Origin of the sequence: Pseudomonas sp. P9_31 (assembly GCF_034008235.1) — a bacterium.
Lineage (GTDB): Bacteria > Pseudomonadota > Gammaproteobacteria > Pseudomonadales > Pseudomonadaceae > Aquipseudomonas.
On the sequence record NZ_CP125375.1, the window covers coordinates 6,266,090 to 6,289,650 of the forward strand.

General features: G+C 57.1%; 19 protein-coding genes. 12 read left to right on the plus strand and 7 right to left on the minus strand.

Features of this window, described 5'->3' with window-relative positions; translation table 11 throughout:
• Nucleotides 1–90: 90 nt before the first annotated feature.
• Nucleotides 91–1,581, plus strand: coding sequence for a DUF6531 domain-containing protein (locus QMK51_RS28420; protein WP_320392739.1), 1,491 nt, complete (start codon nt 91–93; stop codon nt 1,579–1,581).
• Between the two features lie 17 nt (nt 1,582–1,598).
• Entirely contained in the window at nt 1,599–4,289 is a 2,691-nt protein-coding gene (locus QMK51_RS28425; protein ID WP_320392740.1) for an RHS repeat-associated core domain-containing protein, read from the plus strand.
• 571 nt (nt 4,290–4,860) lie between these two features.
• Here the strand turns inward: QMK51_RS28425 and QMK51_RS28430 are convergent.
• Nucleotides 4,861–7,731, minus strand: a complete 2,871-nt coding sequence (locus tag QMK51_RS28430; RefSeq protein ID WP_320392741.1) for an EAL domain-containing protein — start codon at nt 7,729–7,731, stop codon at nt 4,861–4,863.
• A gap of 223 nt (nt 7,732–7,954) precedes the next feature.
• On the opposite strand from QMK51_RS28430, the gene uvrD reads away from it, so the two are divergent.
• The 3 genes from uvrD to QMK51_RS28445 all read left to right on the plus strand — a co-directional run bounded on the left by uvrD (nt 7,955) and on the right by QMK51_RS28445 (nt 11,859).
• Nucleotides 7,955–10,138, plus strand: a complete 2,184-nt coding sequence (gene uvrD, locus QMK51_RS28435; RefSeq protein ID WP_320392742.1) for a DNA helicase II — start codon at nt 7,955–7,957, stop codon at nt 10,136–10,138.
• A gap of 313 nt (nt 10,139–10,451) precedes the next feature.
• Nucleotides 10,452–11,315: a Tim44 domain-containing protein gene (locus QMK51_RS28440; RefSeq protein WP_320392743.1), complete on the plus strand. Its 864-nt coding sequence runs from the start codon at nt 10,452–10,454 to the stop codon at nt 11,313–11,315.
• Between the two features lie 136 nt (nt 11,316–11,451).
• A complete protein-coding gene (locus QMK51_RS28445) occupies nt 11,452–11,859 on the plus strand; it encodes an SMI1/KNR4 family protein (RefSeq protein ID WP_008007803.1) in 408 nt (135 codons plus the stop codon).
• A gap of 161 nt (nt 11,860–12,020) precedes the next feature.
• Here the strand turns inward: QMK51_RS28445 and QMK51_RS28450 are convergent, their stop codons facing one another.
• Nucleotides 12,021–13,784, minus strand: a complete 1,764-nt coding sequence (locus QMK51_RS28450) for a cation:proton antiporter (RefSeq protein WP_320392744.1) — start codon at nt 13,782–13,784, stop codon at nt 12,021–12,023.
• A gap of 203 nt (nt 13,785–13,987) precedes the next feature.
• Between QMK51_RS28450 and QMK51_RS28455 the strand changes: the two genes are divergently transcribed.
• On the plus strand, nt 13,988–14,470 hold the full coding sequence (locus QMK51_RS28455) for an acyl-CoA thioesterase (protein WP_253417501.1): 483 nt from the start codon (nt 13,988–13,990) through the stop codon (nt 14,468–14,470).
• A 145-nt stretch (nt 14,471–14,615) separates the two neighbouring features.
• Here QMK51_RS28455 and pdxY read toward each other — a convergent pair whose 3' ends face one another.
• A complete protein-coding gene (gene pdxY, locus QMK51_RS28460; RefSeq protein ID WP_320392745.1) occupies nt 14,616–15,488 on the minus strand; it encodes a pyridoxal kinase PdxY in 873 nt (290 codons plus the stop codon).
• Nucleotides 15,489–15,608: 120 nt separating this feature from the next.
• On the opposite strand from pdxY, the gene QMK51_RS28465 reads away from it, so the two are divergent.
• The gene (locus tag QMK51_RS28465; protein ID WP_320392746.1) at nt 15,609–16,022 is read left to right on the plus strand and encodes a DUF3301 domain-containing protein; all 414 of its coding nucleotides are present in this window, start codon (nt 15,609–15,611) and stop codon (nt 16,020–16,022) included.
• Between the two features lie 86 nt (nt 16,023–16,108).
• On the opposite strand, the gene QMK51_RS28470 is transcribed toward QMK51_RS28465, so the two are convergent.
• Nucleotides 16,109–17,074, minus strand: a complete 966-nt coding sequence (locus tag QMK51_RS28470; protein ID WP_320392747.1) for a CobW family GTP-binding protein — start codon at nt 17,072–17,074, stop codon at nt 16,109–16,111.
• A 27-nt stretch (nt 17,075–17,101) separates the two neighbouring features.
• Here QMK51_RS28470 and QMK51_RS28475 point away from each other — a divergent pair, with 27 nt between their 5' ends.
• A complete protein-coding gene (locus QMK51_RS28475) occupies nt 17,102–17,458 on the plus strand; it encodes an NADH:ubiquinone oxidoreductase (RefSeq protein WP_320392748.1) in 357 nt (118 codons plus the stop codon).
• 4 nt (nt 17,459–17,462) lie between these two features.
• Here QMK51_RS28475 and QMK51_RS28480 read toward each other — a convergent pair whose 3' ends face one another.
• Both QMK51_RS28480 and zigA read right to left on the minus strand, forming a co-directional pair.
• Nucleotides 17,463–18,113, minus strand: coding sequence for a DUF1826 domain-containing protein (locus QMK51_RS28480; RefSeq protein ID WP_320392749.1), 651 nt, complete (start codon nt 18,111–18,113; stop codon nt 17,463–17,465).
• Nucleotides 18,113–19,321, minus strand: coding sequence for a zinc metallochaperone GTPase ZigA (gene zigA, locus QMK51_RS28485; protein ID WP_320392750.1), 1,209 nt, complete (start codon nt 19,319–19,321; stop codon nt 18,113–18,115). The genes QMK51_RS28480 and zigA overlap by 1 nt, the downstream gene beginning before the upstream one ends.
• A 142-nt stretch (nt 19,322–19,463) precedes the next feature.
• Here zigA and QMK51_RS28490 point away from each other — a divergent pair, with 142 nt between their 5' ends.
• Nucleotides 19,464–19,841 (plus strand): glutamine synthetase, encoded by a 378-nt coding sequence (locus tag QMK51_RS28490; protein ID WP_320392751.1) that lies wholly within the window; start codon nt 19,464–19,466, stop codon nt 19,839–19,841.
• Here QMK51_RS28490 and QMK51_RS28495 read toward each other — a convergent pair.
• Nucleotides 19,838–21,046, minus strand: coding sequence for an N-acetylmuramoyl-L-alanine amidase (locus QMK51_RS28495; RefSeq protein ID WP_320392752.1), 1,209 nt, complete (start codon nt 21,044–21,046; stop codon nt 19,838–19,840). The two genes, QMK51_RS28490 and QMK51_RS28495, sit on opposite strands and share 4 nt — an antisense overlap.
• Nucleotides 21,047–21,132: 86 nt before the next feature.
• Here QMK51_RS28495 and folE2 point away from each other — a divergent pair, with 86 nt between their 5' ends.
• From folE2 to QMK51_RS28510, 3 genes are read left to right on the plus strand one after another with little or no spacing between them, the layout of a single operon-like run.
• Nucleotides 21,133–22,029, plus strand: a complete 897-nt coding sequence (gene folE2 / locus QMK51_RS28500; RefSeq protein WP_320392753.1) for a GTP cyclohydrolase FolE2 — start codon at nt 21,133–21,135, stop codon at nt 22,027–22,029.
• A complete protein-coding gene (locus QMK51_RS28505) occupies nt 22,026–22,694 on the plus strand; it encodes a metal ABC transporter ATP-binding protein (protein WP_320392754.1) in 669 nt (222 codons plus the stop codon). The genes folE2 and QMK51_RS28505 overlap by 4 nt, the downstream gene beginning before the upstream one ends.
• Entirely contained in the window at nt 22,694–23,560 is an 867-nt protein-coding gene (locus QMK51_RS28510) for a metal ABC transporter permease (protein ID WP_320392755.1), read from the plus strand. Before QMK51_RS28505 ends, QMK51_RS28510 begins: the two co-directional genes overlap by 1 nt.
• Nucleotide 23,561: the final 1 nt, after the last annotated feature.

The window sequence follows — 23,561 nt, forward strand, 5'->3', positions numbered from 1 at the left end:
AAATGCAATATATATGTACCGTATTTAACGCCACTTTAGGCACGAGAATCCAAGAGATTAAACATAACAAACACTCCATAAGGATTTTCAATGCCATCAAAGTTTCTAGCATCATATACGTCGCTGCTCCTCTTTACTTTATCTCTCGAAACTTTAGCAGAGGAATACTATTGGCATATTCAACCCGAGGCCTATGATTGGGCAGAACCTCAGAAGAAGCATTCCTCCCCAGAACTGGCATGCCGGTCGCTTCATAAAGATACTGAATATGGAGAGTATGAGTATAACACTGCGACACCAACCTCCCTTGAAAACCAATGGACATGTAATTTTCTTTATGGCCCTGATCCAGATGAAGACATAATCCCACTTTCCATTCATAGATACGGAAACTCATGCGCACAAAATAAAATATTCAATCCTCTGAATGGACAATGCGAAACACAAGGCACTGACAAAAACATCTGCGTCTCACAAACAGTTGGAAATCCGATCAACTTTACGACCGGGTATAAAATCCAATCAGAACAAGACCTCCCCCCTTCGACAACAGCAGCCAAAAACAAATTAAATTTTATAAAACACTATAACAGCGCCAGTGGACTTTGGACCCATTCCTATTCCGACAGAATATTTATTGATGACAACAAAATAACATTAGCCCATGCAAACGGCGAAAGATCTTTTTTTGACAAAAAAGAAGCTACTTATGTAGCTAGATATCCTGCAACAGGGACAATATCGAAAAACTCAAGTATTTGGATTTTCTTATCAGGCGATAACAGCACGGCTAAATTTGACTCAACGGGAAGATTGCTTGAGTTCGAAAATCGCGACATAAAGTACTCAATCATCTACACCGACAACCACATCAAAATTACCGATAGAAATGGAAATATCCTGGAACTTACCGAGGACATAAAAAAACAACCACTAAAGGTTATAACGAAAAACACAGAGATCATTTACTACTACAACAAATACAAACAATTAATCTCAATGACTAGCGTATTCCAAGGAAGCTCTCAAACCAAAAAATATCTATATGAGGACAATAATGACAGCAGACTTCTGACAGGAATTATCGATGAGCGAGGAATACGCTACGCCACCTGGAAATATGACCCTCATGGCCGCGCCATCTCAAGCGAGCACGCACAAGGTGCTGAGAAAACGACTATCCAATACCATTCTGACGATACAACCACTGTATCCAATGCGTTGGGCAAAAGCACAACCTATAAGTTTGGCTACTTTCAAGGCATCAAACACATCACTTCGATTATCGGCGAGCCGACCGCTAATTGTCCAAAAAGTAATTCGACACTTACTTACGACGAGCGCGGTTTTCTGGCCTCGCAAACTGATAACAAAGGAATTACCACGCTTTACACCCATAATGATCGTGGCCTAGAAACTTCACGCATTGACGCAAGTGGAACGGCTGAATCAAGAACCATTACTACAGAGTGGCACACCACACTGCCACTTCCCTTGCGTATCACACAACCAAACCGGTCAATTCAATACACCTATGACGCTGAAGGACGAAAACTCAGCCAGACAATTAAAACACATTGATTCAGAAGGATCTGAGCATGAATACACTGTTATTAAGAGTAGGCCTTCTGGCGTTTGCAATCGGCGGCACTCTCATTACCGTCCCACTCTGGCAAGCCCCAGAGCGCGGATGGTCATTCACTTACAATGCCACTGGTTTTCTCGAATCTTCGGATGGGCCAAGAACCGATGTAAGCGATATCACCCGCTACGAATATGATTCAAATAGCAACCTGATGCGTATTATTAACGCACTTGGGCATACCATCGAGATGTCAAACTACGATTACATAGGGAATCCTCAGACGATTGTTGATCCCAATGGCGTTGTAACCTCACTGACTTATATGCCTCAAGGATGGTTATCGTCTGTCAGCGTAGGAGACAGCACAACACAATTCGATTACAACGCTACCGGGGACATAACCAGACTGACCCAAGGCGATGGTAGCTGGCTTGCTTACACTTGGGACGACGCAAGACGATTAGTTCGAATTACGAACAACCTAACGGAGCAAGCGGAACTTGAACTCGATCCAATGGGTAACCAAACAGTAGTACGCTTGAAGGATAATGCGGGAGAGCTAACGAAACAGCATCGATGGGTGTATGACGAACTGGGGCGGTTACTTGATTCGGTAGGAGCTAGTGGCCAAGCGAGTCATCTGCAATACGACCTTAATGGCAATCCCATAACTACCGTCACCCCTCGCGACTCTAGCTATAGCAGCGCCTACGACCCGCTCAATCGTTTGATAAAGAGCACCGATCCATTAAACGGCACCTCTCAGTTTGAGTACGACGCTCAGGACAACCTCACCCACGTCCGCGACGCACGCGGAGTGAGTACCCAATACCACTTCGATGGCTTGGGTAACCTGACTCAGCTAGACAGTCCCGATAGCGGCACCAGCAAATACAAATACGACGCAGCCGGCAACATCACAGAAAAAACGGATGCTCGAGGGGTAGTCACCTCCTTTGCGTACGATGCTCTCAATCGATTGATTAGTCGTCGCTATCCGGCAAACCCAACGCTTGATGTTCGTTTCTACTACGACTCGATTACCAAGGGCAACAAAGGTATCGGCCGACTGACAGCAGTGGAAGACATAAATGGCGTCCTGAGTTACACCTACGACGCGCAAGGCAACCGCACAGACCAACTGCATACACCGAGAACGGATGGAGCAACCCAGCTGGAAAAACTGGGTTTTGGATACGATGGAGCAAATCGACTCAGTCGGATCGACTACCCGACCGGGTTCAGCATTCACTACCTCCGCAACTCCGCTGGGCAGGTCAGCCAAGTGCAAATCCGGCGTGACGCAGGTGAACCGACTACTTTCGTCCGCGACATTGCCTATCTACCTTTCGGTCCACTCAAAAGCCTGGCCTGGAACAATGGGACTACGCTTCAACGTACCTACGATCTGGACTATCGGCTAACTGCACAAACCGTCGCTGGCTGGAGTAATACCTATGCCTACGATGCCATCGGAAACATCACCAAAGTACAAAGCAACTCGGTCGGTGAATTGAATTACAGCTATGACCCGCTCGATCGCCTGACAGAAGAAGCAAATGCCACCCGACACCAAACCTTCACTTATGACGCGGTGGGTAACCGCACCAACAAAACTCTCACTCCTCAGGTCGACGGCAAGGTGCAAGACAGTGCAGTCACGACCTACCAGTATGGCGCCAGTAACAATCGCTTGATCCAGATTGACGACCATTTGGTGAGCACCGATGCGGCAGGCAATCTAATCAAAGACCGCGTCAATCGCCAATTCTCATACGACCAACAGAATCGCCTGAGCAGCGTGAAGATTGATGGGATGATCCGGGCTCAGTTTCGCTACAACGCTCTAGGTCAACGCACCCAGAAAATTACCCCACAAGGCGTTACAAAATTTCTCTATGGACCTGATGGTCAACTGCTAGGCGAAACGATGTTCAATAGCGAAGGCAAGAAGCTCGAAAGTCAATACTATTTCTGGCTTGATGGCCTGCCATTGGGCGGTGTGAGTATTAATTATGATTCGGCAGGTGCATTGACTAATAGCAATCCATTCTACATTCATAGCGACCACCTCAACACACCCCGCATCGTAACGAACGCCGTTCAGGAAATTGTATGGGAATGGAAATCTGACGCTTTTGGTTTGGAGAAAACCAGTGGTTATTTGACTCTAAACCTCCGTTTCCCCGGTCAGTACTACGATGCTGAAACTGGGTTGCACTACAATTACTTCAGAAATTATGACCCGGAGATAGGACGCTATTTGGAGAGCGACCCAACTGGGCTAAAGGGCGGAATGAATACATATGGGTATGTGAACGGTAATCCGTTGAAATTTGTTGATCCGTTTGGATTGGAATCTGTGTTTGAATGGTCTTCAAAAGCCGAGAACATCGCGAAAAGAAGCGAGCTACCGGGAGAATATAACGGACCTCAGGACGCTTACAGACACTGTGTCGCATCGTGCATGATTGCAGCATCAAACTGGGGAGAATCAACAAGCAGACTTGCCGGGTGGGCACATGAAGTATCGAATTTCGGACAAAACAAATACGAAAGGGCTATGGATGACTGGAACAACCAAGCTGGATTATGTGCAGCCAAAGATAGCAAAAGTCCTGATGACTGCCCAAAAAGCTGTATGACTCTTCTTGAGAACAATGCCCTGATTATGGAGGCAACGTCGCATGGCGCATATTATTAAACATATAAATTCAAAACTAACAACCACCTCAACAATCTTATTTTTGGTCTGTTTCTTCGCTGTCATAGCAGCAAAATATTACTATCCCGCAGACGTGGACCAAATTTGCCAAAAAGAATCGCCATTGCTAGTAAACAATATTCACAGTTGCAGCCTCACTCAACAGATAGTGAGCAACCTTGAGATTGAAGGTTACACTCCCGTTCTCTTAGAGAACTCCAAGCAAAGCAGAGGCCCATTTAAAGCAAGATTTGACTATCAAATATTTGAAATAAATAACTATAAAATCAGTGGAGATCCTAGCGGTGGGATCGCTCAGTTTCGATTCATTAACGGCCGTTTATCTTCAATAGTTTACACACCTAAAAAGCCAGAATCCGTATTCGAGCTATATCCGGAAAATAGAACGAACGCAATAAGCATCCAGCACTCACCTAATTACCAAGGACTGAAGTACATATCATGGTCAAACAACCAGCTTGAATCATACATTTCATGGTGGATTAGACGATTTGCTTAGCAAATCCTCTCCTGCTGAGTCAGCACTCTATCTGCTGACTCAGCAAAGCTCTCATTCAGCATCTTGCTCACGTAATAACCAGCCTAAGCCGTCTGCATCAACCGGCCGACTGATCAGATAGCCCTGCACCTCATCGCAACCTTCGGCGCGCAGAAACTCCAGTTGCTCCTGACGTTCGACGCCTTCGGCCACCACTTTCAACGACAAGCCATGCGCCATGGCGATGATTGCGCGGGTGATCGCCGCGTCTTCACTGCTCTCCCCCAGACCACGGATAAACGCCTGATCGATCTTCACGTAGTCCACGGGAATGCGTTTGAGGTAGCTCAGAGACGAATAACCGGTACCAAAGTCGTCGATCGCCAGTTTTACCCCTAGGTCACGCAACTGCTGGAAGGTCGCAATGATGTGCTCGACACTATCCAGCAACTGGCTTTCAGTGAGTTCCAGCTCGAGGTAGTGCGGCGCCAGACCTGTTTCCTCCAGCACCTGGCGCACCAGACTGACCAGTTTTCCCTGACGCAGCTGATGCACCGACAGGTTGACCGACACCCGAATCGGCTCCAGCCCCTGACGCTGCCACTCGCACGCTTGCCAACAGGCTTGACGCAAAACGAACTCACCGATGGCGCCGATCAGCCCGGTTTCCTCGGCCAGACCGATGAAATCCCCCGGTGGCACCTGGCCCAGGGTCGGGTGATTCCAGCGTACCAACGCCTCGGCGGCATTCAGCCGGCCGGTGGCGAGGCAGAGTTTGGGTTGATAAAACACCTTAAGCTGCTTTTCTTCGATGGCTTTGCGCAGCTGGTTCTCGAGCTGCAAACGCTCGAGCGTGCTGGCTTGCAAGCTATCGGTATAGAACTGGAAATTATTGCCGCCCAAGTGTTTGGCATGCTGCATGGCCATGTTCGACTGACTGACCAGCGCGGAAATCTCCCGTGCGGTGTCCGGCAACAGGCTGATGCCCATCGACACGCTCACCACCAATTCATGACCCTCGACGGTGATTGGCAATCGCAGCTTGGTCGACAAGCGGGTCGCCACCCGTGCCAGGCTCGACAGGCTGCCGTAGGCATCGAACAGCACTGCAAATTCATCGCCGGACAATCGGGCAATGGTGTCTGCTTCTGGCAGCGCATTGACCAACCGTCGGGCCATTTTCTGTAACAACTCATCGGCAATTTCATGGCCGAGGCTATCGTTGAGCAGCTTGAAACGGTCCAGATTGATGTGCAGTAACGCCAGACTGCGACGACCGCCCTGGCGCCCCCGTTGATGAGCCTCGTGCAGCCGTTCGCGGAATAACGAACGGTTGGCCAGCCCCGTGAGTTCATCGTAATGGGCGAGGTAGCGCATACGTTCTTCTGACTCACGCCGAGCGGACAGATCGGCGAAGAAACCGACGATATGACTCACATTTCCCCGCGTATCGCGCACGGCATTCAGTTGCAGCCATTGCGGATACAATTCGCCATTCTTGCGGGTTTCGACCAGCTCGCCCTGCCAGCTGCCCTGCTGTTCCAGCGCCTGACGAATTGCCGCGTAATGCCTCCGAGCGTCGCGACTGCACGGCAACTCGACCACGTTGCGCCCGAGCATGTCTTCGATGTCGTAACCCGTCACCCGACTGAAGGCCTGATTGACGGCAATCAACGCGTAATTCGGGTCCAAAATCACAATGCCTTCGCTGGCGGCCTCGAACACCGTCGCCGCCAGTTGGCGCTGTTCTTCCAGGCCCTTGCTGGCGCTGATATCGCGGCGGGTGCCGACCATGCGGATCACTCGGCCGTTTTCGCTTCGCTCGACCGCTCGACCCCGGTCCTCGATCCAGACCCAATGGCCATCGCCATGTCGCACCCGGTACTCGATCTGATAATCCTCGGTGCGGCCCTTCAAATGCTCGACCAGCGCCCGCCTCAGCGATGGCAAGTCGTCGGGGTGCAGCCTCGGTTTGAGGTGGCGGAGCATCGCCGTCACGTATTCCGGTTCCAGCCCGAACAACTCCTGGAGCTGGGTGTGATGGACTTCGTCAGTCTGCAGGTTCCAGTCCCACAACCCGAGTTCGCTCGCCTTCAACGCTAGCGCCAGCCGTGCCTCGCTCTTGCTCAAGGCCTGGTTGGCCGCGTCCAGCTCCAGGCTGCGTTGGGCGACTCGGTTTTCGAGGTCGACCTGGGTTTCGCGCAATTCGTCTTCGGCACGGCGGCGCTGGTCGATTTCCTTGGCCAGCTCGTGGTTGAGCTGGTCGCTGCGACTTTGGGCCTGCTGCAAGTGCTCGATCAGTGCCTGATTTTGAAAGCGTCGCAGCAACCCCTGATCGATCAGGCGATTGACCTGCCAGGCGACCACGCTCAATGAGCCCAGCAAAATCAGCCCGAACCAGCCCCAGCCCTGCTCCTGTTCATCGCCGCCCCAGAACAGATAGCCGATGGCCGGCAACAGACAGGGCAAGGTAAAGGACAGAAAAGCCGGCAGGCTGACGGCATAAGCGACACTGGCCGAGAGGGCTGCGGCGCCGATCAGGCCGAACACCCAGGCCTGCTGCATGAAATTATCAACGGGCACCAACGCGATGCCGGCACCGGCCAGGGTCAGGCCGGTCATGGCCGAACCGAGCAGGAACATACGACGCCAGATCGGATGGGCCTGACGGTTGGGAATCGCCGAATCGAAGGCCGCGACCTGAATCACTCGCAATGCCACCAGCGACAACAACCAGATCAGCCAGACGCTGACCACGAAGTAACGCTGCGGGCTCCAGAGCAACCCGGCACACACCAGACCGTTGATCAGCATGAACAGCGTCGGCAATAGCGAGCCCTGGTACAGCAGACGCGTGCGTTCGACCGCCATCTCCATGGCGTATTGTTTGCGGATAACCCGGGGCTCCACAGAGGGGCCCGACAGGTCGGAGCTGAGGGTCATAGGCAATGTTCTTGTTCTTATAGTGAGCATGTGAGCTCGAGTTGTGAACGGAGCATACACAAGCAAATGCCCGGACCAAACTGGTCCAGGTCATAAATATAGACAAAAATATCGGCCGCCCACGCCTGCAGCCAGTGACCGACCGGTCGTCATCGGTGCTTCTTTCATCGGCTAATGCAAAGCTCGGTTTGCCCGGTGTGACGGCGCACCCTAGAATGCCCCGATGCGCGATGATCTCTCCCTTCTGCTGAACTCCCTCAACGATGCCCAACGCCAGGCCGTAGCTGCCTCCGTGGGTCGTCAGTTGGTCCTGGCCGGTGCTGGCTCCGGTAAAACCCGAGTGCTGGTGCACCGTATCGCCTGGTTAATCCAGGTCGAGAACGCCTCGCCCCACTCCATTCTGTCGGTGACCTTCACCAACAAGGCCGCTGCCGAGATGCGTCATCGCATCGAGCAGCTGATGGGTATCAACCCGGCCGGCATGTGGGTCGGCACCTTCCACGGCCTAGCGCACCGCTTGCTGCGGGCGCACTGGCAGGAAGCCGGGCTGAGCCAGACCTTCCAGATTCTCGACAGCGACGACCAGCAACGGCTGGTCAAGCGGGTGATCCGCGAACTGGGCCTGGACGAGCAACGCTGGCCGGCCCGTCAGGCCCAGTGGTTCATCAACGGGCAGAAAGACGAAGGTCTGCGTCCGCAACATATTCAAGCCAGCGGCGATCTGTTCCTGGCGACCATGCGCAGCATTTATGAAGCCTACGAGGCCGCGTGCCTGCGCGCCGGCGTCATCGACTTCTCCGAACTGCTGCTACGCGCCCTCGATCTGTGGCGCGACCACCCGGGCCTGCTCGCCCATTATCAGAAGCGCTTCCGGCACATTCTGGTGGACGAGTTCCAGGACACCAACGCCGTGCAGTACGCCTGGTTGCGTCTGCTGGCCAAGGGCGGCGACAGCCTGATGGTGGTCGGTGACGACGATCAGTCGATCTACGGCTGGCGCGGCGCGAAAATCGAGAACATTTATCAGTATTCCGACGACTTCCCGGATGCCCAGATCATTCGTCTGGAGCAGAACTACCGCTCCACCGCCGGGATTCTCAAGGCCGCCAACGCCCTGATCGCCAACAACACCGGGCGCATGGGCAAAGAGTTGTGGACCGATGGCGGCGAAGGCGAAGCAATCAATCTATACGCCGCGTTCAACGAACACGATGAAGCACGCTACGTGGTTGAAACCATTGAAAGCGCGCTGAAAACCGGCTTGGCCCGCAGCGATATCGCGATTTTGTACCGCTCCAACGCCCAATCACGCGTTTTGGAAGAAGCCTTGCTGCGCGAGCGCATTCCGTACCGCATCTATGGCGGTCAGCGCTTCTTCGAACGGGCAGAAATCAAGAACGCCATGGCGTACCTGCGATTGCTGGAAGGCCGTGGCAACGATGCGGCCCTGGAGCGGGTGATCAACGTTCCGGCCCGTGGCATCGGCGAGAAAACCGTCGAAGCCATCCGCGATCATGCGCGCCACAGCGAGGTGTCGATGTGGGAAGCCATGCGTCAGCTGGTGGCCAATAAAGGCCTGACTGGCCGCGCTGCCGGCGCTCTTGGGGCGTTTATGGAGCTGATCGAGAACCTTGCCGCCAAGTGCCTGGAAATGCCGCTGCACCTGATGACCCAGACCGTCATCGAGCAGTCGGGACTGATCGCCTACCACCAGGCGGAAAAAGGCGAGAAAGGCCAGGCCCGTGTAGAAAACCTTGAGGAGCTGGTCAGCGCCGCGCGCAACTTCGAAAACCCGGAAGAGGACGAAGAGCAGTCGCCATTGGCGGCGTTCCTCGGTCACGCCTCCCTGGAGGCCGGAGATACCCAGGCCGACGAGCACGAAGACAGCATCCAGTTGATGACCCTGCACAGCGCCAAGGGCCTGGAATTCCCTTACGTGTTCCTGGTGGGCATGGAAGAAGGCCTGTTTCCGCACAAGATGAGCCTGGAAGAACCCGGCCGTCTTGAAGAGGAACGCCGCCTGGCCTACGTCGGTATCACCCGGGCGATGCAGAATCTGGTGCTGACTTATGCTGAAACCAGACGCCTGTATGGCAGCGAGACCTACAACAAGGTGTCGCGTTTCGTACGTGAAGTGCCGAAAGGCCTGATCCAGGAAGTGCGGCTGTCCAACAGCGTCAGTCGTCCGTTCGGTGGCGGCCAGCAGCAGAGCTCCAGCAGCCTGTTCGGCGGCAGCGAGATCCCGGACACCGGGTTCAGCCTCGGCCAGACGGTGCGGCACTCGGTGTTCGGCGACGGTGTGATCCTGAATTTCGAAGGCGCCGGCGCTCAGGCGCGGGTGCAGGTGAACTTCAGCGAAGGCAGCAAGTGGTTGATGCTGGGTTACGCCAAGCTGGAAGCCGTTTAAAGGCGACCGTCAGGGCGCATTTCTGTGGGAGCGAGCCTGCTCGCGATGAACGATGACGCGGTGTTTCTGTTGTTCCGCGGTGCGACTATCGCGAGCAGGCTCGCTCCCACGGTTTGATCGCGTAGTGGCGCTGGTCGCTTTTCCTACAGAACTCATCCACTCGTCCTACAGACCAAAGTTAACAGGCCTCATTGCGCTGACTGAACCTGAACACAACCTGTCAGGCAAAAGCCCGAAACACTCTGCCGCTAGCCAGTAACACTTCAGCTGTGCAACATGGCGCGCGTGCCATCCACAAATGGGAATTCCCTTTATGAAACGTTTTCTTAGCATCGCCATGGCGTTGTGCATCGGCCTGACGATGAGCCTGGACGCCAACGCCAAGCGCTTTGGTGGCGGCAAGAGCTCCGGCGCTGCGCCGACTCACCAGACCAGCCAAATGGCCCCTTCTTCTCCTGGCGTGGGCGGTGCAGCCGCCACTGCCGGTGCTGCTGGCGCTGCCGCCAAAGCCGGCGGTGCTTCGCGCTGGCTCGGCCCTCTGGCCGGTATCGCAGCCGGTGGCCTGCTGGCCTCCATGTTCATGGGCGGCGGCTTCCAGGGCATGCAGATCTTCGACATCCTGATCATGGCGGTCATCGCCTTCCTGGTCTTCCGCTTTATCGCCGCTCGTCGTCGCAAGCAGCAGGAGCACCTGGCTCCGGCCGGCGCGCCGATGCAACGTGAAGTGTTCGAGCAGAAACCAGCCATGGGGTCGATCTTCGGCGGTTCGGCTGCACCTGCTGCCGCGCGCCCTGCGATCAATGCGCCAGCCTGGTTCAACGAAGAGCGCTTCGTCGAAGCCGCCCGCAACCACTTCCAGTCCCTGCAGCAGCACTGGGACGCCAACGAAATGGACAAGATCGCCGAGTTCGTGACCCCGCAACTGCTGGAGTTCCTCAAGCGTGAACGTGCCGATCTGGGCGACGGTTTCCAGTCGACTTACATCGATAACCTTCAGGTACAACTGGACGGCGTTGATGACCGTGCGGACAAGACCATCGCCACCCTGACCTTCAGCGGCGTGTCGAAAACCTCGCGTTTCGACCAGGGCGAAGTGTTCAGCGAAAGCTGGAACATGGAACGTCCACAGGGCGAAAACCAGCCTTGGCTGGTGGCCGGTATCCGCCAGAACGGCTGATCACTTCCCGCGTTTCAACTGTTGTAATAAAACCCCGGCCTCGGCCGGGGTTTTCTATTTCGCGGTTGCATCTATAGCGAGCTACTGTATAAACCGCCCCAACTAAACCGCGCCATCAAGCAAGAGGATCCCGGACGTGGAAGAAATCATCGAACAACTGCGTGAAGCCAACGAACCGGTACCGGTCCCCTTGGAGTTGCCAGACGAAGATCAGATTGTGGAAATCGAAGAGCAACTGTTCATCGACATCCCGTTTGTCTTCAGAGAGTTCCTGCTGACCGTCAGCGACGTGGTCTACGGCAGCCTGGAGCCGGTGACCGTCACCGACCCGCAATCCCACACCTACCTGCCGGACGTTGCCGCCAACGCCTGGGATGCTGGCGTCGATCGCAGCATGATTCCGATCTGCCAGGACGGTGACAATTACTACCTGGTCGAAGAAGATGGCACCGTGGTGCTGTGGTTGGCCGAAGAAGAGCTGATCGCCGAAGAAACCTGGGAATCGGTGTGGCACTGGGCGCGGGACGTCTGGCTGGAAAGCTGATCCGCCCTAACCCCGACTTTGTAGCAGCTGGCGCAGCCTGCGTTCGGCTGCGAAGCAGTCGTAAACCCTGACACTCGGTTAACCTGAATCACCTCAGCGCCTGACTTGCGGCTGCTACGCAGCCGAACGCAGCCTTCGGCAGCAGCTACAGACGCGCAACGTCAGTGGCCTGATGCATCCTTGTGATTGTCCAGGGTTTCCAGCAAGGCCACCTGCATCCGTGTATGCACACGGATGAACCAACGCCAGAGCAGTGCCACCACGGCGGCCGCGACTACGACGATCAGCACCAGCAACTTGTTGGTCGGCAGAATACTGGCCGACAAGGCTGCCAGCAGCAGGAAAATCACCAATAGCGAGAGGATCGGGATCACTTCGGCGATCACCCGACGCACTCGCTGAGTGTGGCGGCCGGCCATCTCGGGCTTCACCCCCATCTCTGCCAGCAGCATCGACAGCGCCTTGAGTTTGCGATAGGCGGCGATCAGGAACGGCAATGACAGCAGCAACGCCCCACCCCAGATCAACGCCTTCTGCCAGCTCGGATCGCTGATCCAGCCCTGCAGGTAAACGGACATGCGCTCGGCGAAGAAGGCGCCCGATAAAAAGATCGCAACCACCAGCGCCAGATTGACCCCTACCTGCAACAGAATCCGTCGAATCATCGATGCCAACAGCGCGCCCTCACCTTGAGGCTGGATGCTGCGCAGCCATTCGCCATACATCCCCAGCACACGGCCCAGACGCTGCGGCATCACCACGGCAAGCTTGAGCGACAGCGGATCGGCTGCGCGGATCAGATACGGCGTCAGCAGCGTGGTGATCACCGAGACGGCCACAGCCACCGGATAGAGAAAGTTGCTGGTGACCTGCAGCGTCATGCCCAACGCCGCGATGATGAAAGAAAATTCGCCAATCTGGGAAAGCCCCATCCCCACGCGCAGTGAGGTGCGTCCGTCATTGCCGGCGATAAACGCGCCAAGACCGCAGGACAGCATCTTGCCCAACACCACGGCCACAGTGATTACCGCAATCGGCCAGGCGTATTGCAGCAGGATCATTGGGTCGAGCATCAGGCCGATGGCGACGAAGAAGATGGCACTGAACAGGTCGCGAACCGGCTCGATCAACTGCTCGATTTTCAGCAGTTGCCGCGATTCGGCCATGATCGCGCCGATCAGGAACGCGCCGAGGACCATGCTGTATTCAAGTCTGACCACCAGCAGGCAAAAGCCGAAACACAGGCCCAGCACGGTGATCAGCAACATCTCGTTGCTTTCGAATTTCGCCACATAGGCCAGTAGTCGCGGCACCAGCAGAATACCGATGACCAGTGCGACAATCATGAACAGTGAAAGCTTGCCGACCGTGGAAAAGACCTCGCCGGAACTGACTGTGCCGCTGACCGCGATGCTCGACAGCAAGGCGATGATGCCGATGCCAAGGATGTCTTCGACGATCAGTACGCCGAAGATCAGCTGTGCAAAACGCTCGTTCTTCATCTTCAGGTCGTTGAGCGCCTTGACGATGATGGTGGTCGAGGAAATCGCCAGGATCGCGCCGAGGAACAGCGAGTCCATGGTACTCCAGTCGAACCAGCGGCCGATTTCGTAGCCGATCCAGATCATCAGCACGATTTCCAGAAAGGCCGCGATAAACGCCGTGGCGCCGACCTTGAACAGCTTTCGCAGGCTGAACTCCAGCCCCAGGCAGAACATCAGGAAAATCACCCCGAGCTCGGCGAGGGTCTTGATGGTTTCTTCGTCGTGGATCAGGCCGAAGGGCGGCGTGTGCGGGCCGATGATGAAACCGGCGACGATATAACCGAGCACCACCGGTTGTTTGAGACGATGAAAGAGCACGGTCACCACACCCGCGATCAACATGATCACTGCCAGATCCTGAATGAAACTGATGGCATGCACGGTGTGGGGCTCCTTGGGGTGGGCTTTTGAAGGGTAACACCGCGACTTCCGGCGGGAAGACGGTGCAATATATGGAAACAGATCGATTCGGGCGTGACGGCGGCGGCCCGCCCGGCGTCCCGATAACGTTGGTTTGAAAAACACCGACCAGGCACCCGCAGAGGTGTAACCCCGAAACCCTGCCTTGAACCCGTGAGTACGTTATGGAACCCGGAAACGCCCAGCTGTCGATGACGGTATTGATGACCCCCGACATGGCCAACTTCTCTGGCAATGTCCACGGCGGCACCTTGCTCAAATACCTCGATGAAGTGGCCTACGCCTGCGCCAGCCGGTATGCCGGCCGCTACGTGGTGACCCTGTCGGTGGATCAGGTGATCTTCCGCGAACCGATTCACGTCGGCGAACTGGTGACCTTTCTGGCCTCGGTCAACTACACCGGCAATACCTCGATGGAGGTCGGCATCAAGGTCGTGACCGAGAACATCCGCGAGCGCTCGGTGCGCCACACCAACAGCTGCTTCTTCACCATGGTCGCGGTGGATGACCAGCGCAAACCGGCCGCCGTCCCGCCGCTGCAACCGCAGCACAGCGAAGACAAGCGTCGGTACATGCAGGCCCAGCAGCGTCGGCAGATTCGTCAGGAACTGGAAAAGCGCTATCAGGAAATCAAGGGCGACGCCTGAGCTATTCCGTCAGTTTGATGGTGTTCATGAGATCGTCTTCGCGAGCAAGCCCGCTCCCACTCTGGTTCTCTGTCGTACACAAAATATGTGTGCACTGAAGATTTATTTTGGGAGCGGGCTTGCTCGCGAATGGGGCCAACGCGGATCAGAGGCTGATCGCAGTCGCCTCGAACCGCACCCGGGGATGGGCGATCCGGTCCTGCGCCCGCACCAGTTCCAGCTCATAGCTGGCGCAAGCCTGGGTTTCCAGCAGCACTTCATGCACCGCCGCTGCGGTGAATTCAAAGGCACTCACCAGACTGTCACCCAGCAGCACGCGCGCCAGGAACAGCCCGGAAGTCAGATCCCCAACGCCCACCGGCTGACGCGGAAACGCCAGCAGCGGCCGACGCAAGTGCCAGCTGCCTTCAGCGGTCACCAGTAACATCTCGAAGCCATCCGCCAGTTTGCCGGGATAGTCGAGATGCTTGACCAGCACCGCCTTCGGACCGCGCGCCAATAGCGCCCGCGCCATGGCCAGGCAATCGAACAACGACTGCGCCTTGCGCCCCGAGAAGCTGTTCAGCTCCAGCTGGTTCGGGCACATGAAGTCGGCCATCGCCGCCGCCTCTTCCAGCAGAAAATCGCTGACTTCGGCTGGAACGCTGCACCCCTTCTCTGGATGGCCCATCACCGGATCGCAGAGGTATAAGGCTTGGGGATTGATCGATTTGATTCGCTCCACCCCCACCAGAATCGCCCGGCCCTGGGCCGCGCTGCCGAGGTAGCCGGACAACACGGCGTCGCAGTTGCCCAATTCGCCAATCGCCGCAATCCCTTCCACCAGTTCCGGAATCTGATGCGGGGACAACACTTCCCCGGCCCACTGGCCATATTGCGTGTGGTTGGAGAACTGCACGGTATTGAGCGGCCAGACGTTCACCCCGACCCGCTGCATCGGGAAAACCGCGGCGCTGTTGCCAGCGTGGCCGAACACCACGTGGGACTGGATGGCGAGCAGATGGGGCGTACGTTTCATGCGGTGAGTTTTCCGTAAACCGATTGAAATTCGAGCCGCGCAGTATGCGACTAAACGCAGCCTGTACGACAGACCAGAGACGCAGTTAAGCTGGCACTATATTGTTGGAGCACCCTGTTGATGCTGACCCTCGGAAATATCTTCGTGCTGATGCTGCTCGCCACCGGTGGCGCGTGGCTGTGGCACAACCACGGCTTGCGCGAACGCGCCCTGGAGCGGGTTCAGCAGCATTGCGCCAAGCTACGGATCGAGTTGCTGGACGGCAACGTAGCCTTGAAAAAGATCGCATTCATTAAAGATGCCAACGGCCGTCGGCGCCTGGCCCGTGTGTATGACTTTGAGTTCACCGTGACCGGCGAAACCCGCCACACCGGCACCATCACCCAGTTCGGCGCCCATAGCGCACAGATCGAGCTCGCGCCCTACCCGATGCCGTTCGACGATACACCGCCGGTGGTCGATGTCGCGAAGCCCAGAGCCGAGGTAATTGAACTGAGCCAGTGGCGGCAAGAACACACCAAGTGGCGTCCATAAATCAAAAGATCGCAGCCTTCGGCAGCTCCTACATTGAGTTTGCGTACACCCTGCAGGAGCTGCCGAAGGCTGCGATCTTTTGATCTTCAACCCGACCGGCAGGCGGCCAGATCTCTTTGCAGCACTTCAACAACCTGCTGCTCACTGAAAATCAGCTCTATACGCGAATCCTGTCGCCATTCGCTGGGCTGCCAATCCAGTAACGAGTTATCCAACGCATTCGCCGACACCCAACCCTCGGCGCTGTGGATAACCAGCTTCGCCCGCCGCCATTCAAGGCGCTCAAGCCACTTTCCGATCAGTACCGCATCGAATGTCTGACTCGGATGCCAACGCCAACCAACGCTCCAGCCACCCTCCTGCGCCTGGCTCAAGCAAATCGGCAGCGCAGGGTCAGTCCAGATGGCCGGCATCTGCGCCAATCCCCTGGGCACGATAAAGTTATCCACAGCTGCAATCGCCTGAGCCTCCAGCCCCGGTAACTCGCTTAACGGCAGGACAGCTTGCTGCGTCCAGTACAAAGGACGCGCCGGCAACTGCTCGGAGATTCGCTGGCGATCACCCTCATTGAGGTGTTCTGCCTTGTTCAGCAACAGCAACCCGGCACTGTCCAGCGCTTGCTGTTGCGCCGCAGGTAGCTGTTTGCCGGCCGCGAGCGCCTGGGCGTCCAACACCAACACGCAAGGCTGAACAGCCAGGACGCCTTGCCACGGCGCCTCACTCAATTGCCGGAGCAACTGTGCCGGATGCCCCAGCCCGGAGGGCTCAATGAACAGTCGATCCGGTCGCGCCTTGCGCAGCAACCGCCCGAGGCCGATCTGAAACGGTGCACCATTGACGCAACACAAACAGCCCCCGGCCACTTCCCCCAGTGCGATACCATCGGCGTCCTGAGTCAACAGCGCGGCGTCCAGACCGATCTGGCCGAACTCGTTGATCAACACCGCCCAGCGCTCACCCGCGGGCCGCTGCGCCAACAGGTGCTTGATCAGGCTGGTCTTGCCGGCACCCAGCGGGCCGGCAATGACGTGGGTCGGAATGTTCTGCAACATGGTCGAGGTTTTCTGAGGAGGTAAAGGATGCGGTTGATGGGATGGTCGTTGCTTCTGGCGCTCACATCGGGCGAAGCGCTGGCCCAGGCCTGCGTGGTGCACAGTACGGCTGAGCGGCTCGACGTGAAGGTTTGCCAGCAAAACCGTAACATCCCGGAAAAACTGTTCGCCGACGGATTCTGCAAGCCGAACCTTCCCGGACAGAAAGTCGAGGTGCAGTACGTCGACCAATGCCCCACGGGCGCATTCGGGGTGTGCAACAACGCTCAAGTCGACAATATGCCTTACCGGCAGGATATTCACTATTACGGCGTGGCTACCGACGCGGCGTATTTGAAGCCGTTTTGCGAAGCCCAGAGCCAGGGAACCTGGCTCAAACCTTGAGCGGTTAGTTCAACCAGTCGAGGGTCAGGATCAAACGGCGCTCGCCCGGTGGCGGCTGCGGTGAGCGGTGGATCAGACCGAAGCCTTCGTTGCCGTGCCACTTCTCTCCTTTGAGCAGCGCCACTTCGCCACTGGCGATCTGCTGGATCAGCGAATCGTCCTGCGGTTCGGCGTCAGGTTTGCCTAATTGCCGGCGATCCATCGCCCCTTCTTTCAGCCACTGGCTGCCAATACCTGCGTAGGTGGTAATCAACCGCACCGGCACATGATCGACGTGGAAACGCGGGCACATGGCTTTGTCCAGAACCCGCAGGCGCAGGCCGATGTGCTGGGCGCCCAATAGGCAGGCGAAAGCGCTGACCAGCCAGGAAACATCGGCGATGAAGCCCTCATAGCCTTCGAGGTCGCTGAAACCTGAGGCTAAACCGTGGAGATTGGGTTCGGCGTCATCACTGAGTAATTCCAGGGACAGCGACTCGGCCAGCGGTTCGTTCAGGGACAACAGCAAGCGACCGAAATCGGCAATGTGTGCCGGCAGTTGGCGTTGCCAGAGGGCGAGGTTTACGCCGTCGTCCAGAATCCCGGTCAGCGCTTTGGGCGTATCACCTTGAACCTGACGAATGACCGATCGCCGCTTCAGACTGGGCGCCAACATCAGGCAGCCGCCTCTTCATGCCAAGGGCCGAACGGATCAGGCAGCAACCGCCAGCCCTCGACACCCAAGGCCATTTCAGCATCCGTCAGCAGACAGTTATCGAGTTCAGCGGTGAGTTGCGCAAAGTCGATGTTCTGGCCGATAAACACCAGTTCCTGACGGCAATCGCCGGTGGCGGCCGTCCAGTTTTCCATGATCCCGGCGGTGCTTTCTTCGTCTTGCGGCCACTGGTTTTTCGGCACGAAACGCCACCAGCGCCCGGCAAAGCCGTGGCGCATCAAGCCGCCGGCCTGGGACCAGCTGCCGGCATCCATGTGTTTGCTGGCCAGCCAGAAAAAGCCCTTGGAACGCAGCAGTTTGCCGTTCACCCACGGACGGTCAATGAAGCTGAAGAAGCGCTGCGGATGAAACGGTCGCCGCGCCCGATAAGCCGTGGAGGCGATACCGTATTCCTCGGTTTCCGGCACGTATTCACCGCGCAATGCCTGTAACCATCCTGGCGCCTGAGCGGCCTTTTCGAAGTCGAAGCGGCCGGTGTTGAGGATTTTCCTGAGCGGCACTTCGCCCATGACCATCGGAATGATTTCCGCTTGGGCATTGAGCCGTTCAAGGATCGCGATCAACTCCTGGCGTTCGCTGCTGCTGATCAAATCGATCTTGCTGATCAGGATCACGTCGGCGAACTCGATTTGCTCGATCAACAGATCGGTGATCGAGCGATCGTCCTCCTCGCCCAGGGTTTCGCCACGGGAAGCGAGGCTTTCGGCGGCCTGATAGTCGAGCAGGAAGTTCATGCCGTCGACCACGGTGACCATGGTGTCGAGCCGCGCAATGTCGGCCAGGCTCTGCCCTGCTTCATCGCGAAACGTGAAGGTTTCCGCCACGGGAAGCGGCTCTGAGATGCCCGTGGATTCGATCAAGAGGTAATCGAAACGACCGTCCTTGGCGAGTTTGCTGACCTCTTCGAGCAAATCTTCCCTCAAGGTGCAGCAAATGCAGCCATTGCTCATTTCCACGAGTTTTTCTTCGGCACGGTTCAGACTGACATCACGCTGAACTTCACTGCCATCGATATTGATCTCGCTCATGTCGTTGACGATCACCGCGACCCGCAAATTATCGCGATTACGTAGTACGTAATTAAGCAGTGTACTTTTTCCGGCGCCGAGAAAGCCCGAAAGGACGGTCACGGGGAGACGATTGGGCATCGGGTATTCCTCACAGGGATGCCCGGTCGCAATGCCGAGCTTAATTTATGTTATAGTATAACAGTGTAATCTAGCCACTCCCCTCTTGCTCACCAAGACAGAGGGCACGATGCTTTAACCCGTCCGCCCCTTGAGAAATGCCATGGGAAACGCCCTGAGACTCTCGCTGTTGAGCCTTTCGCTACTGATCGCGGTCGATGCCTGGGGACAAATCCCCAGCCTGGCCAAATGCACCCGCAGCGCCAATCTGCTGGCCTGCGTGGATGCCGACGGCAATGCCTACAGCGTTAACACCTTCGGTAGCACGATCTACTTGCGCGGCTTTGAAGTGGCCGGTAAACGCTATTGGGCGCAAACCAATAGCCGTTACGGGCAACTGACGTTCTTTACCGGCATCGCGTCCGATGGCGAAGCGTGGGTCGGCTACAACCGCCGGGTTGGCTGGACAACCATCAATCGGTTCTCCAGCTCCGGCGGCAGCAGTGGCAAGTTCACGTGTAGCCGGATGACCGGCTGCTAGGCCTGCGTTTTTTTCTGTTCCTGCTGCCAGGCGATGTAGCTGTTCATCGGTGGGTTCTTCTGAAAATAGCGCTGCAAACCTTCGAACAAACCATCTGCCACGGCTTGCTGATGGCGGGCAGTCACCAGTCGCTGACTGTCGCGGGCGTTTGAGATGAAGCCGGTCTCCACCAGAATCGACGGCACATCCGGCGACTTCAATACAGCGAATCCCGCTTGTTCCACGCGCTTCTGATGCAGCGTGGTGATGCCCTCCAGGCTGCCAAGCACCGTGCTGCCCAACTGCAAACTGGCGGCGATGGTGGCGTTCATCGACATGTCGAGAATCACCCCGGCGAGCATCGGATCCTTGTCCTTGAGATTGAGCAAGCTGGTGGCGCCCAACAGGTCCGCACCGTTCTCCCGTTGCGCCATGAAGCGCGCCGTGGCCGAGGTCGCGCCGCCTTCGGACAGGCAGTACACCGACGCACCTGAAGCGGTGAGACGCGGCGCCGCGTCCGCATGAACCGAGATGAACATGTCGGCATTGTGCTTGCGGGCGATCTCCACCCGTTTGCGTAGCGGGACGAAGAAGTCGTCGTTGCGCACCAGTTTCACGTCGAAGCCCTTCTCGCGCTTCAGCCGCTTGGCCAGCAATTGGGCGATCGAGAGCACCACGTCTTTTTCCCGCTCACCTTTGGCACCGACCGCGCCCGGGTCTTTGCCGCCATGACCAGGGTCGACCACCACGACGATGTCGCGCTTGGGGTGAGCCTTGTCGGTGACGGGTTCGCGTTTCTCCGCTGGCGCCGCTGCGATCTGTAGCGGCGTAGCAGTCTTCAGATCGAGCACCAATCGATGCCCCTGCCCATCCTGTGGCGGCAGCAGGAAACTGTTGAGTTGCACCGGGCCGCTGAGGTCGAGGACGATCCGCGTATCGCCCTGGCCGAAATGTCCGGAACGGATCGCGCGAATCACCGTGTTGCTGAGCACCAACTGACTGAAGTCGCCACTTAGGTTGGCGCCACTCAGATCGATGATCAGCCGCTCTGGAGCACTCAGGGAAAACGTCTTGTACTGCACCGGCCCGCTCAGATCGAACACCAGTCGCAGCTTGTCGTCGGAACGCCACAGTCGGGCATTGCGAATTTGCGTGGCCGACGCACCAAAGGGTAAAGCGAAGGCCGCGCTGGCCAGAATCAGGTTGAGCAAGTGACGTCTATGCATGATGAAAGCTCGTTCACGAAAAAGGCATCGTCGATTTTATTGTTATAATATAACATGCCAAATCAACTCCCACGATGGACCTGCTCATGAATGCGCTGACTCTGCCGGATATCGCCGCGCAGGCCTCACGCCAAGCCCTGCCACTCGATTGGGTGGGCATGTGCGGCATTGCTCTTCCTGTTTTATTCGATGGCCAGCGACTGAGCGCAAAGGCCGACGCCGGCGTTAGCCTCGACGATGGAGAGGCGCGCGGCATCCATATGTCGCGGCTTTATCTGGCGCTGGAAGTGCTTGAGCAGGAACACCTTTCACCCGCGTTGTTGCGGCGAGTCTTGCAGAATTTTCTCGAGAGCCATGAAGGACTTTCCCGCAACGCTTACCTGAAAATTCACACCGAACTATTGCTCAAAAGACCCGCGCTCATCAGTCCGCTAGCCGGTTGGAAGACTTATCCGGTGAGCATCGAAGCCAGTTTGAAAAACGCGATGTTCCACGTGGAACTAAAAATCGACGTTCCTTATTCCTCAACCTGCCCGTGCTCAGCAGCACTTTCGAGGCAGTTGATTCAGCAGCAATTCGTTGATGACTTCGCCAATCAACCATTGCAACACGCTGACGTTCTGGCTTGGCTCGGCTCCACGAAAGGCATCGTCGCGACGCCGCATAGCCAACGCAGCAACGCGCAATTGCAGCTGCGTCTGCACGACTATCTGGATGACCTGCCGCTGATCGCCGCGATCAACGACGCGGAAGCGGCCCTCGGCACCGCTGTGCAAACCGCCGTGAAACGCGCCGACGAACAAGCTTTCGCCCTCGCCAACGGTCAGAACCTGATGTTCTGCGAAGACGCCGCCCGACGCTTGAATCTGGCCCTGAAACGCTCCCCGGGCATCAACGCCTTTCATGTGCGAGTCGTTCACGCCGAAAGTCTTCATGCCCACGATGCTGTCGCTGAAAGTCGCTGGAATTGGGAGGCCGCATGATCCGATGCCAAGCCTTGCGCTGGGGCGCACCCGGTCAACCGCTCACTCCACCGGTGGATATCGAATTACCCAAGGGCAGCCTGACCGCTGTCATCGGTGCCAACGGCTCGGGTAAAAGCAGCCTGCTGAAAGTCATCGCCGGGCTGCAAAAACCACTGACCGGAAAAGTCATCATTGATGTTCCACGCAAAGGCGGCCTTTCGTTTCTGCCTCAGCAACAACACCTGGACCGGCAATTCCCCATCAGTCTGCAAGAGTTGGTGGCTGCAGGTTTCTGGGGCTGCAAACAAGCTCCGGAGATTCGCAGCCAGCGCCTCAAATCCGCGCTGGAAGACTGGTGTCTGACAGGCCTGGAACATCGCCCATTGATGGCCCTCTCCGGAGGCGAATTGCAGCGCGCCCTGCTCGCCCGGCTAAGCCTCGCCGAAGCGCCCTTGCTGCTGCTCGACGAACCCCACGCCGCCCTCGACGAGCTTGGTCAGGCGCTGCTCTGGAAACACATCCACGGCTGGCATGCCGACGGCCGAACCCTGGTCGTGGTGTGTCATGACCTGGCCGCCGTGCGCCAACACATCCCACAAGCCCTATCGATCAAAAGCAGCGGCTGCGTCCTCGGCCCCAGCACCGATCTGATTCGCCAACAACACCAGACGCAGGTGGCCTGATGATCGCTGCCGCTCAACTTTGGCAACCGTTCCACGAGTTCGTGTTCATGCGCCGGGCACTGCTCGGTGGCCTTGTTCTGGCCTGCAGCACCGCCCCGCTTGGGGTGTTTCTGATCCTGCGGCGCATGAGCCTGATCGGCGACGCGGTGGCTCACGGCATCTTGCCAGGTGCCGCATTGGGCTTCTGGCTCGCCGGATTGAGCCTGCCCGCGCTGACCATCGGCGGCCTCGGCGCCGGCCTGAGCATGGCCGGACTGGCCGCCTGGATCACCCGCCGTACTGGCCTGCGGGAAGACGCCAGCCTGGCCGCGATCTACCCGATATCGCTGGCTAGCGGCGTGTTGATCCTCGGCATCGCCGGCAAGCGGCTGGACCTGTTGCACCTGCTGTTTGGCTCGGCGCTGGCGGTAGATGGTCCGACGTTGACCGGCATGCTTTGGGTCTCGGGTTTCAGCCTGATCGCCATGCTCCTCATCTACAAACCATTGTTGCTGGACACCCTCGACCCGCTCTTTCTACAAACCGTCAGCCGCCTCGGGCCACTGGCTCACGGGGTATTTCTGACCCTGGTGGTGCTGAACCTGGTGATTGGCTTCCAGGCCATCGGCGCGCTGATGGTGGTCGGCTTGATGATGTTGCCGGCCGCCGCTTCTCGCTTCTGGAGTCGCCGCTTGCCGGTACTGATGGGCATCGCTGCGCTGCTCGGCTGTCTCTCGGTCTGGTTCGGATTATTGCTGTCGTTCTACTACTCGCTGCCCAGCGGCCCGGCGATCGTGCTGGTGGCTGGTGGTTTGTATCTGCTGTCCGTGGTGTTCGGTCCGGTGCACGGTTTGCTGCGCCGCCCGCCTTTGCTCACATCCCAATGAG

Coding starts and splice junctions, on each gene's coding strand:
- QMK51_RS28420 (WP_320392739.1), top strand. CDS start 91: ATGCCATCAAAGTTTCTAGCATCATATACGTCGCTGCTCCTCTTTACT.
- QMK51_RS28425 (WP_320392740.1), top strand. CDS start 1,599: ATGAATACACTGTTATTAAGAGTAGGCCTTCTGGCGTTTGCAATCGGC.
- QMK51_RS28430 (WP_320392741.1), bottom strand. CDS start 7,731: ATGACCCTCAGCTCCGACCTGTCGGGCCCCTCTGTGGAGCCCCGGGTT.
- uvrD (WP_320392742.1), top strand. CDS start 7,955: ATGCGCGATGATCTCTCCCTTCTGCTGAACTCCCTCAACGATGCCCAA.
- QMK51_RS28440 (WP_320392743.1), top strand. CDS start 10,452: ATGAAACGTTTTCTTAGCATCGCCATGGCGTTGTGCATCGGCCTGACG.
- QMK51_RS28455 (WP_253417501.1), top strand. CDS start 13,988: ATGGAACCCGGAAACGCCCAGCTGTCGATGACGGTATTGATGACCCCC.
- pdxY (WP_320392745.1), bottom strand. CDS start 15,488: ATGAAACGTACGCCCCATCTGCTCGCCATCCAGTCCCACGTGGTGTTC.
- QMK51_RS28465 (WP_320392746.1), top strand. CDS start 15,609: ATGCTGACCCTCGGAAATATCTTCGTGCTGATGCTGCTCGCCACCGGT.
- QMK51_RS28470 (WP_320392747.1), bottom strand. CDS start 17,074: ATGTTGCAGAACATTCCGACCCACGTCATTGCCGGCCCGCTGGGTGCC.
- QMK51_RS28475 (WP_320392748.1), top strand. CDS start 17,102: ATGCGGTTGATGGGATGGTCGTTGCTTCTGGCGCTCACATCGGGCGAA.
- QMK51_RS28480 (WP_320392749.1), bottom strand. CDS start 18,113: ATGTTGGCGCCCAGTCTGAAGCGGCGATCGGTCATTCGTCAGGTTCAA.
- zigA (WP_320392750.1), bottom strand. CDS start 19,321: ATGCCCAATCGTCTCCCCGTGACCGTCCTTTCGGGCTTTCTCGGCGCC.
- QMK51_RS28490 (WP_320392751.1), top strand. CDS start 19,464: ATGGGAAACGCCCTGAGACTCTCGCTGTTGAGCCTTTCGCTACTGATC.
- QMK51_RS28495 (WP_320392752.1), bottom strand. CDS start 21,046: ATGCATAGACGTCACTTGCTCAACCTGATTCTGGCCAGCGCGGCCTTC.
- folE2 (WP_320392753.1), top strand. CDS start 21,133: ATGAATGCGCTGACTCTGCCGGATATCGCCGCGCAGGCCTCACGCCAA.
- QMK51_RS28505 (WP_320392754.1), top strand. CDS start 22,026: ATGATCCGATGCCAAGCCTTGCGCTGGGGCGCACCCGGTCAACCGCTC.
- QMK51_RS28510 (WP_320392755.1), top strand. CDS start 22,694: ATGATCGCTGCCGCTCAACTTTGGCAACCGTTCCACGAGTTCGTGTTC.